The organism is Actinacidiphila sp. bgisy167, from assembly GCF_057707665.1.
The window spans coordinates 18,979-28,696 of the sequence record NZ_JBYIQP010000084.1 but is presented as its reverse complement, the minus strand read 5'-3'; the positions used below and the strand labels follow the sequence as shown (position 1 = coordinate 28,696).

Annotated in this window: 9 protein-coding genes; 1 reads left to right on the top strand and 8 read right to left on the bottom strand. The window is 73.1% G+C overall.

Features of this window, described 5'->3' with window-relative positions:
* Positions 1–58: 58 nt before the first annotated feature.
* The 8 genes from AC3ET4_RS25545 to AC3ET4_RS25510 all read right to left on the bottom strand — a co-directional run bounded on the left by AC3ET4_RS25545 (position 59) and on the right by AC3ET4_RS25510 (position 8,957).
* Positions 59–874, bottom strand: a complete 816-nt coding sequence (locus AC3ET4_RS25545) for an HAD family hydrolase (protein ID WP_431953329.1) — start codon at positions 872–874, stop codon at positions 59–61.
* Complete coding sequence (gene serS / locus AC3ET4_RS25540) at positions 871–2,148, bottom strand: serine--tRNA ligase (protein ID WP_431953327.1); 1,278 nt, start codon at positions 2,146–2,148, stop codon at positions 871–873. Before serS ends, AC3ET4_RS25545 begins: the two co-directional genes overlap by 4 nt.
* 856 nt (positions 2,149–3,004) lie before the next feature.
* Complete coding sequence (gene efeB, locus AC3ET4_RS25535; protein WP_431953325.1) at positions 3,005–4,240, bottom strand: iron uptake transporter deferrochelatase/peroxidase subunit; 1,236 nt, start codon at positions 4,238–4,240, stop codon at positions 3,005–3,007.
* Positions 4,237–6,123, bottom strand: a complete 1,887-nt coding sequence (locus AC3ET4_RS25530) for a copper resistance CopC/CopD family protein (RefSeq protein ID WP_431953323.1) — start codon at positions 6,121–6,123, stop codon at positions 4,237–4,239. The genes efeB and AC3ET4_RS25530 overlap by 4 nt, the downstream gene beginning before the upstream one ends.
* Positions 6,124–6,133: 10 nt before the next feature.
* On the bottom strand, positions 6,134–6,586 hold the full coding sequence (locus AC3ET4_RS25525; RefSeq protein WP_431953321.1) for a copper chaperone PCu(A)C: 453 nt from the start codon (positions 6,584–6,586) through the stop codon (positions 6,134–6,136).
* A complete protein-coding gene (locus AC3ET4_RS25520; protein ID WP_431953319.1) occupies positions 6,583–7,248 on the bottom strand; it encodes an SCO family protein in 666 nt (221 codons plus the stop codon). The genes AC3ET4_RS25525 and AC3ET4_RS25520 overlap by 4 nt, the downstream gene beginning before the upstream one ends.
* Before the next feature lie 76 nt (positions 7,249–7,324).
* Positions 7,325–8,095 (bottom strand): YcnI family protein, encoded by a 771-nt coding sequence (locus AC3ET4_RS25515; RefSeq protein ID WP_431953316.1) that lies wholly within the window; start codon positions 8,093–8,095, stop codon positions 7,325–7,327.
* 94 nt (positions 8,096–8,189) lie between these two features.
* Complete coding sequence (locus tag AC3ET4_RS25510) at positions 8,190–8,957, bottom strand: hypothetical protein (protein WP_431953314.1); 768 nt, start codon at positions 8,955–8,957, stop codon at positions 8,190–8,192.
* 210 nt (positions 8,958–9,167) lie between these two features.
* On the opposite strand from AC3ET4_RS25510, the gene AC3ET4_RS25505 reads away from it, so the two are divergent.
* Positions 9,168–9,614, top strand: a complete 447-nt coding sequence (locus AC3ET4_RS25505) for an ATP-binding protein (protein ID WP_431953312.1) — start codon at positions 9,168–9,170, stop codon at positions 9,612–9,614.
* Positions 9,615–9,718: the final 104 nt, after the last annotated feature.

Here is a 9,718-nt window from a genome sequence, read left to right as displayed (position 1 = left end):
CCCCCCCCCCCCCCCCCCCCCCCCCCGATCCGCTGTGTGGCGGGATGCGTCCCAGGGCTCAGGCGCCGGGGAAGAGCCGTTCGAGGACGAGGGCGATGCCGTCCTCGCCGTTGGAGGCCGTGACCTCGTCGGCGGCGGCCTTCAGCAGGGGGTGGGCGTTGCCCATGGCGACGCCGCGGCCCGCCCATGCGAACATCGGAAGGTCGTTGGGCATGTCGCCGAAGGCGATGGTCTCCGCAGCGGTCACTCCCAGCCGGCGGGCGGCCAGCGACAGCCCGCGGGCCTTGGACAGGCCCAGCGGCAGCAGCTCCACGATGCCCGTGCCGGACATCACGGCGCTGACCAGGCCTCCGGCGGCCGCGGTCGCCGCCTGCGCGAGTTCGTCGTCCCCCATCCGCGGGTGCTGGACGTAGAGCTTGCTGACGGGCGAAGCCCACAGCCCCTCCACGTCGTCCACCGTGCCGCCGACGGGCAGTTCGGAGTCGAACAGCCGGTATCCGGGGCCGAGCACGATGTCGCCGTCCACGCCGTCGAGTGCCGCCGCCACGGCCAGCCGGCCGGTCTCGGCCTCGATCTTGGCCAGCGCCGTCCGGGCGGTCTGCCGGTCCAGGGTGACCGAGGTCAGCAGCCGGCGCTCGCCGGCGTGGTAGACCTGCGCGCCCTGCATGCAGACGGCCAGGCCCTCGTAGCCGAGGGCGTCCAGGACGTGCACCGTACGGGCCACCGGGCGTCCGGTGACGACGATGTGCCCGGCGCCCGCCGCGGCGGCCGCGGCGAGCGCCTTGCGGGAACGTTCCGAGACGGCGTGGTCGGGACCGAGCAGCGTGCCGTCGAGATCCGTCGCGACCAGACGGTAGGGGAGGGGAGCGGTCACTTGGCGACCGGTTCCAGCACCTCGCGGCCGCCCAGGTAGGGGCGCAGCACCTCGGGGACGCGGACGGAGCCGTCGGCCTGCTGGTGGTTCTCCAGGAGGGCGACGATGGTGCGCGGGATGGCGCACAGCGTGCCGTTGAGCGTGGCGAGCGGGCGGGTGCCGTTCTCGTCACGCAGCCGCACCGACAGCCGGCGGGCCTGGAACTCGGTGGTGTTCGAGGTCGAGGTCAGCTCGCGGTACTTGCCCTGGGTGGGGATCCACGCCTCGCAGTCGAACTTGCGCGCCGCGGAGGAGCCCAGGTCGCCCGAGGCCAGCTCGATCACCCGGAAGGGCAGCTCGAGCGAGGACAGCCACTGCTTCTCCCATGCGACCAGCCGCTCGTGCTCGGCCTCGGCGTCCTCGGGGCGGGTGAAGACGAACATCTCCACCTTGTCGAACTGGTGGACGCGGATGATGCCGCGGGTGTCCTTGCCGTACGAGCCCGCCTCGCGCCGGTAGCAGGGCGAGAAGCCCGCGTAGCGCAGCGGCAGCTTGGACGCGTCGATGATCTCGTCCATGTGGTACGCGGCGAGCGGGACCTCGGAGGTGCCGACCAGGTACAGGCCGTCCTTCTCCAGGTAGTACACGTCGTCCTCGACCTGGCCGAGGTAGCCGGTGCCCGCCATGGCCTCCGGCTTGACCAGTGTCGGGGTCAGCACGGGGGTGAAGCCGGCCGCGGTGGCCTGCGCGATGGCCGCGTTGACCAGGGCCAGCTCCAGCAGGGCGCCGACGCCGGTCAGGTAGTAGAAGCGCGAGCCGGAGACCTTGGCGCCGCGGTCGACGTCGATGGCGCCGAGCAGTTCGCCGAGGTCGAGGTGGTCCTTGGGCTCGAAGCCCTCGGCGGCGAAGTCGCGCGGGCTGCCGACGACCTCCTGGACGACGAAGTCCTCCTCGCCGCCGATCGGCACGTCCGGGTGGACGATGTTGCCCAGCTGCAGCAGCAGGCGCTGCGCCTCCTCGGCGGCCTCCTGCTGCTCGGCGTCGGCGGCCTTGACGGCGGCCTTGAGCTGCTCGGCTCGCTTCAGCAGCTCGGCCCGCTCCTCGCCCTGGGCCTTGCCGACCAGCTTGCCGAGCGCCTTCTGCTCCGCGCGGAGCTCGTCGAAGCGGGTACTGGACGACCTGCGCCGCTCGTCGGCGGAGAGCAGGGCGTCGACGAGCGCGACGTCCTCTCCACGGGCGCGCTGGGAGGCGCGCACACGGTCGGGGTCCTCACGAAGCAGACGAAGGTCAATCACGGGAACAGGCTACCGGTGCGCCGGGTGCTGACGCGACAAGTTAAGTCCTTTATCTAGTGCTATGTCCGCTTCGAAAGGGGGCTGTGGGGAATGCCGTATGGCCGATAATGGCGGGCCGGTTACGGTCGGCCGAATTCCCGCGCCCTTCCAGGGAGATCATCTGCCCTGTGGACAAAGGCAGTTGGGGCAGGTCCGGAGCAGATAGTTATCCACAGGGAGGGGGGTTCTCCTCGCACTTGTCCACAGCGGGTGTGGAAGGGCTGTGGAGGACGAGCCTGATCGTTTCGAGGGGTGGTTGCGGGGCCGTGGATTCCCGCTCCAAACCCTCCTAACCCTCACTTTCGAGTGAGAAGTCTTCCCCCTATCGAGTTGTTCGAAGGTATCGGGGTGACGAATGATGACCTGTGGGTGTGTGGGAGCGCTTGGCGCGAGTGTGCCGATTTGTCGATCTGGCGGTTCCTTGGGCGACTTGTTCTGTCGACTTATCCCCAGCCGGCGGGGAGGGCCTGTGGATAACCTGGTCGACAGCGGTGGATAACCCGGAGGGTGCCGCCCGGTGCCACCTTGGTGCTCGCCGAAGCCCTTGTGAGGGGTGCGGGAGTGCCCGGGGCCTCCCGTCCAGGGCGCGAGTCGGCCAGTCCGCTCGCGGCAGTGGACTCCTCACCGGCAGCCCCGCCCTCCGGCCGCGGTGATGATGTGCCGCGGCCCCACGCCCCAGCGGCCCCAGCGGCCCTGGGTGCCGGGAAGTGCCGCCGCGCACGGCACCGGTCCGGCCGCCGGGCGAAAGCCGGCGCACCGGGGCCACGCGCCCGGACACGGCGCCTTCGGCAGAGCTCCACAGGCTCCGAAGACGCCCTCAGGCCTCCAGCAGCCGCTGCCCGACGTACTCGCCCGGTCGCGCGCCGCCCGGGACGGCGAAGAGCCCGCTGGCCTCGTGCCGCAGGAAGCGGGACAGGCCGTCTCCCCGGTCGAGCTTGCGCTGCACCGGCACGAACCCCTTCAGCGGGTCGGCCTGCCAGGCCACGAAGAGCAGCCCAGCGTCCGGCGCGCCGTCGTCGCGGTAGCCGTCGTGGTACGAGAAGCCGCGCCGCAGCATCGCCGCGCCGCCGTTGGACGCGGGGGCGGCGACGCGCACGTGGGCGTCGGCCGCGATGGCGAAGGACCGGCCGTCCGGTCCGATCTTGTCGAGGTCGGGTTTGCTCGCCTCGGTGCCGCCCGACAGCGGGGCGCCGTCGGCCTTGCGGCGCCCGATCACCTTCTCCTGGCGCTCCAGGGGAAGGTTGTCCCAGGTGTCCAGCAGCATGCGGATCCGGCGGACGACCGCGTAGGAGCCGCCCGCCATCCACTCCGGGGAGCCGGAGGCGGGGACGAAGACACGCGCGTCGAAATCAGGGTCGGAGGGCCGGGGGTTGTTGGAGCCGTCGACCTGGCCCATCAGATTGCGGGCGGTGCGCGGCTCGGCGGTCGTGCCCGGGGTGCGGTTGAAGCCGTTCATCTGCCACCGCAGCACGGCAGCGCCCGCGGCCTCCTTCTGCAGCGCGCGCAGCGCGTGGAAGGCGACCAGCGCGTCGTCGGCGCCGATCTGGATCCACAGGTCGCCGTCACTGCGCCGGCGGTCGAGGGCGTCGGAGGCGAAGTCCGGCAGCGGGGCGAGGGCCTGCGGCAGCTGCGCGGTCAGCCCCGTCCGGGCGAAGAAGCCGCGCCCGAAGCCGAAGGTGACGGTGAGCGAGGACGGCCCGGCGTCCAGGGCGATCTGGTTGTCGCCCGTGGGCGCCCGTCCCTCCGTCATCGCCTCGGCCGCCGCCGACCAGCGGCGCATCAGGGCCGCCGCGCCCTTGCGGCCGGCCCCCGCGGCCAGGTCGAAGGCGACCAGGTGGCCGCGGGCCTGCAGCGGGGTGGTGATGCCGGCCTGGTGGAGGCCGTGGAAGGGGACGGTCGTGGCGCCGACCGAGGTCAGCGCGGCGGCCTCGTCGCGGGTGGCGTGCGCGCCGGCGGCGCCCGAGACGCCGCCCACGAGCAGTCCCGCCGCGCCGGCGGCGCCCGCCGTGCCGAGCAGTCTGCGCCGCGAGAGATCCTGAGGGCGGTCGTTCATGAGCCGATCTTCACTGCCTTGGTGCGGGTGACCTGGTCGATGTCGGAGGTCCGGACGGTCACGGCGACGGTCCACTCGCCGGAGGCCGGGATCTGGACGCTCTCGGCACTCCAGTGGCCGGTGTCGACCTTGCCGAGGCTCACCGGGAGGGGCCCGATCTTCTGTGACTTCAGGGTGAAGGACACCTGTACCTCGGGGACGTCGAAGGCTTGGCCGTCCGGGGCGGTCACCAGCAGGTGGAGCTCGTTCGCCCCGACGCCGCCCGGATCCATGGTGATCTCCGCCTCGCCCTTGCCGTCCGGGCCGCCGGTGTCGAACGGGATCGTCACGTCGAGCGGTTCGGGCACTTCGGCCACCGGCGCGGACGCCTGCCGCGCCGCGCCCTCCTCCTGCGCGGCCCTGCCCGGCTGGGTGCCGGTCAGCAGCGTTGTGACAGCCAGCACCACGACCGCGACGGCGACCTCCGCCAGCACCGACGTGCGCAGGCCCGTGCGCTCGGCGTCGGCGTCGCGCTCCTTGCGCGCGCGTTCCCTGGCCAGCGCCGCCTGCTGCCGGGCCAACTGCCCGGCGCGCTCGGAGGCGTGGCCGCTCCCGCCGCCCGCGCCCTTGCGCCCCGCCCCGACCGGCTGGGCGACGGCCGTCCTGCCGCGGACGGCCGCCTCGCCGAGCCGCGCGGTCCAGCGGCGGGACAGCCAGGCCAGTCCCACCAGCACGGCGACCAGGCCGACCTTGACCATCAGCAGCCGCCCGTAGCCGGTGGACACCAGGGCGTCCCAGGAGCCCAGCTGGCGCCACGACTGGTAGACGCCGGTGACGACCAGCGTCACCACCGCCCCGAAGGCGATCCGGGAGAAGCGCCGCACCGCGGCCCGCTCCACGCGCTGTCCGCCCCGCAGGGCGGTCAGCAGGGCGGTGAGACCGCCGAGCCAGACGGCCATGGCCAGCAGGTGCACGATGTCGACGGGCATCGCCACCGGAGCCTGGATGCCGACCGAGGCGTGCTCGGCCATGGCCCACGTCGCGGCCAGGCCGACCGCCACGACCGCGCCGCCGATGGCCAGGCCCCAGGCGAGGTCCTGGCGCTCGACCGGGTCCTCCCGCCTTGCCCAGCTGCCGAAGAGCACGGCGATGAAGACCGCGCCCGCGGCGAGCAGCAGCAGCCGCGACAGCAGCGCCGCGCCGGGCCGGGTGTCCAGGACGTCCCGTACGCCGCCGAGGTCGAAGGCGTCGCCGAGGCCGCCCCCGTTGACGTAGGGGGCGCGCAGCATCAGCAGCAGTATCGTCGCGGCGACCATCGTGGCCCAGCCGGTGGCCACCAGCCGCCGCATCGACCGCGTCCGCGCGCCGTCCGGCCAGCACACGCCGATGAAGAACGCGGCGCCGACCAGCAGCGCGAAGCCGAGGTAGGCGGCGTAGCGGCCGATGTCGTACAGGGTGCCGACGGCGCCGCCGCCCACCTCCTCGGCGGGCAGCGGCACCGAGGTCTTCGAGGGCGCGCCGATGGAGAAGGTGAAGGCGCCCGCGACCGGGTGGCTGTCGTCCGATACGACCTTCCACGCGACGGTGTACGTGCCGTCGCCGAGCCCCTGACGCAGGGCGACGGCCGCGGTGGTGTCCCCCCGGCCGGCGTCGTTCGCGCCGCCGGTGTCGGCGCGCCCGCCGTCCGGGCCGAGGACGCGGATGGCGTCCTTCGTCAGCAGCACGCCCTCGGAGAAGGTCAGCCGGACCTGCGCCGGCGCGGTCCCCACCACCGCTCCCTGGGCCGGGTCGGAGCTCACCAGCGCGGCGTGCGCGGAGGCGGGCGCGGCGGCGGCGAACAGCAGGCCGAGCACGGCGAGCGGCACGGCCAGCAGGCGCAGCGCAGACTTCGTCATCACCCTCATGGCGCTCTCCTCAGTCTCCCGGGCGGTAGCCCGCGGGCTTGACCGGGACCCGTACGTCGATGGCGTCCGCGTCGTCGAAGTGCAGCCGCAGCGCTATCCGCTCGCCGGCCACGGGCTTGTGCGCGAGGTCGGTCAGCATCAGGTGGTTGCCGCCGAGTGCGAGGGTGAGCCGTCCGCCCGCGGGGACGGTGAAGGAGGTCACCCGGCGCATGCGGTTGTCCTCGGTGCTGTGCAGGGTCACGTCGCCGGACAGGTCGCTGGTGACGGAGGTCAGCCGGGCGTCCCGGTCGCCGGTGTTGGTGACGGTGAAGTAGCCGGCCGCCATGTCCCCCAGCGCGGGCTGCGGGATGTAGGCACCCCTCACCTCCAGTTCGGGGCCGTCCGGGGATCCGGAGCAGGCGGCCGTGGAGCCGAGCAGCACCAGGGCCGCCGCCGCGGTGATCCGCCGCAGGGAGCCGGTCACGGCGTCCGTCCCGCGATGATCTTCGGCAGGTCGGCGGCGAACTCCTCGGAAGTGGTTCCCGACATGTAGAGCGCGTGGGCCTTGTCGTCCTTCGGCGAGTACGCGATCACCTGGGCGCCGTGCGTCACGGTGATGCTGCCGTCCTTCTCCTTGACGGGCTTCTCCACGTCCACGCCGAGCGAGCGCGCGCCCGCCTGGATGGTGGCGAAGTCACCGGTCAGGCCGACGAAGGACGTGTCCTGCGCGCCCAGCCACTCGCCGAGCCGCTCAGGTGTGTCGCGCTCGGGGTCGGTCGTCACGAAGACGACGACGAGCTTGTCCTGCTCCGCCGCGGGCAGCTTCGACTTGGCGATGGCGATGTCGCTCATCGTCGTCGGGCAGACGTCCGGGCAGTGGGTGTAGCCGAAGAAGAGCAGGGTCGGCCGGCCCTTGGTCCGCTCGACGAAGTCGTACGTCTTGCCGTGTGTGTCCGTGAGGGTCATGTCCGGCTTCGCGAACGGCGTGTCGAGAACGGTCGCGGCCTTCGGCGTCGCGTCGACCGAGACGACCGGCTCCGCGCCGGAGGTGTTCGCCGCGCCGTCCGAGCCTCCGCAGGCGGCGAGGGCGAGGGCGAGTGCGGCGGCGGCGGCAGCCGAGGCCGCCGCCCTGAGGGTGGTACGCATCAGGGGTTCCCCAGGAGGATTCGGTGTGGCGCCGGGACGGCCGCGGTGGATGCGCGGCCGCCCCGGCGGTCGTGCGTCAGATGGACGGGGTGCCCGTGCCGCGGCGACGGCCGGCCAGCACGCCGAAGGCGACGCCGAGCACGCCCACGGCGATGCCGACGACGCCCAGCACCCGGGCGGTGGTGTCACCGGAGTCGGCGGAGGCGGACTTCTCGGTGGCGGCGCCGGTCGCCGAGACGGGCTCGGCCTTGGCCCCGTCTCCGGGGTCGCCCGAGGCGTCGTCCGAGGCGGCATCGTCGCCGTGGCCGTCGCCCGCGGCGCCGGCGAGGGTCAGCACGGGCGCCGGCATCTCCGGCTCGTCCTCGCCCTTCTGCTGCTCCTCGATCCAGCGCACGACCTCGTTGTCGTCGTACGTCTGGAGGGTCTTGAAGACCAGTTGGTCGGTGTCCTCGGGCAGGGGGCCCAGGGAGACCGGGAACTGCTGGAACTCACCGGGCTTGATCTTCCCGCCGCTCCAGGTGATCTTCGTGACGGCCTCGGTGATGTCGCCGTGCCCCGACTTCAGCGGGGTCGGGAGCTTGCTCTTGGTGATCTTCACTGTCCAGCCGGGCACCGGCTGGGTGGAGACGGAGGCGATCGGGTGGTCGATCGGCAGATTGACCTCGACCTTGATCGTCGATGCCTTGTCGTCCTCGTTGGGGACCTTGAACGCGATCGTGCTGTAGCCGCCCTTGGCGGCGTCGCCGGGCTGCACGCTGACGTGCGCGAAGGCGGGGGCGGCGGTGGCGAGCACGGCTGCCCCGGCGACGGCGGCGAGGGCTGTGGCGCGGCGCATGAGGGTGTTCATGAGCGAAGACTCCAGGTGACGGAGGAAAGGTGACGGATGGCACGCGTGCGGCGCGCGCGACTCCGCCCTCGCACGTCGGTGGAGCGGGTCGCGTTCAGGCCGCGAGGGCGTGCTCCGGCGGACCGCGCCGGGCCAGGGTGTGCCGCAGCAGCACCGTGCGGGGCACGGGGCAGCCGTCATGGGCGCGCCCCGCGCCGGGGACGGCACGGGGCGAGGCCGGGGCCCCCGCCAGCAGTCGGCGTACGAGTGCCATGGCGTGGCGGAGGGCGCCGCCGGACAGTTCGGCCAGCCCGTGGGCCGAGAGCGCGACGAGCCGCCACAGCGCGGCCTCGCCGCGGCGCAGCAGCCAGCCGGCGGTCACCGCGGCGAGCGCGTGCCCGAGCAGCATGGGCAGGCTGTAGGCCAGCATGGTGCTCTCGGCGGCAGACCCGGGCGCACCCGGCATTCCGCCCATGCCTGGCATTCCGCCCATGCCCGGCATCGCGGCCATGGTTGACGGGTGGTCCGCTCCGGCCGCGGCGTGCGCGTGCGAACCCAGCGCCGCCGCCCGCTCGTCGCAGAGCAACCGCCCGGCGATCCCGGCGATGCCACCACCGCAGATGCCGCCCATGTTGAACAGGACGTGCAGCACGAGTTGGCCGCCCGCGAGGCCGCTCGAGATGGCGGGCATCGAGCGCTCCCGCCCGGCCAGCGGCGCGACGAACGCGAAGACGGCGAGCCAGCCCACCGCCAGCGTCCAGCCGGGCACCCCGTGCCCCGACGCCAGCATGTGCGCCCCCGCGGACAACACGACGCAGACCGCGGTGAACACCGCGGCCCGCAGCAGTCGCAGATCGGCGCCGGCGCGCACGGGGGAAGACATGGCGGCGTCAGTCTCTCATCGCGGGCCCGCCTTGAGAACGGCGGGGCCCGGAACACGCCGGTCTGTGCTATGGAGTCCGGCGCTCTCCTACACCCGCCAACGGAGCGAGGGCATCCGCCGTATGGCTGGCTTCACGTCAACGGCACGCTTACCGACCGCGTTTCGGGGCAATACGTATCGGTATGTCGAGCCGCAGCCAGGAGGCTGAGCATGAGCATCTGGTGGTCCCTCCACTTGCGGCGCGAGGCTGCGAGCGTGCCGCTCGCCCGCCGGCTCCTGCTGGGGACGATGGAGACGGCCGGAGTGGACCCGGACATCTCCTACGATCTGTGCGTCGCCCTCACCGAGGCCTGTGCCAACGCCGTTGAGCACGCCGCCCACGGCGAGTACCGGGTGACGGCCCGCATCGAGGGCGACCGCTGCCGCATCGAGGTGGCGGACTCCGGCCCGGGCTTCGCCCCGGACCTGCGCCGTACGCACCATTCCGTACGCCCGCTGGCGAAGAAGGACCAGCACTCCGAGCACGGGCGCGGGCTCTTCCTGATCGAGGCGCTCGTCGACCACGTGCACTACCACAACCGTCCCGGACACGGGGCGGTCGTCAGCTTCGACAAGATCCTCAAGTGGCGGGACGACTCGCTGCTCAAGGTCTCCTAGCCGGTCCCCCAGCCGGATCCGGGCCGGCCCGGCCCGTGGTTCGCCCGGCCCTCGCGCCGCCCGCACAGCACGAGGGCCGGGGCCCCGCGGATCTGTTCCGCGCG

Excerpts from the sequence above, each read along its gene's own strand:
- AC3ET4_RS25510 (WP_431953314.1), bottom strand. The coding sequence starts at position 8,957 with ATGTCTTCCCCCGTGCGCGCCGGCGCCGATCTGCGACTGCTGCGGGCC.
- AC3ET4_RS25520 (WP_431953319.1), bottom strand. The coding sequence starts at position 7,248 with ATGCGTACCACCCTCAGGGCGGCGGCCTCGGCTGCCGCCGCCGCCGCA.
- AC3ET4_RS25530 (WP_431953323.1), bottom strand. The coding sequence starts at position 6,123 with ATGAGGGTGATGACGAAGTCTGCGCTGCGCCTGCTGGCCGTGCCGCTC.
- AC3ET4_RS25505 (WP_431953312.1), top strand. The coding sequence starts at position 9,168 with ATGAGCATCTGGTGGTCCCTCCACTTGCGGCGCGAGGCTGCGAGCGTG.
- AC3ET4_RS25515 (WP_431953316.1), bottom strand. The coding sequence starts at position 8,095 with ATGAACACCCTCATGCGCCGCGCCACAGCCCTCGCCGCCGTCGCCGGG.
- efeB (WP_431953325.1), bottom strand. The coding sequence starts at position 4,240 with ATGAACGACCGCCCTCAGGATCTCTCGCGGCGCAGACTGCTCGGCACG.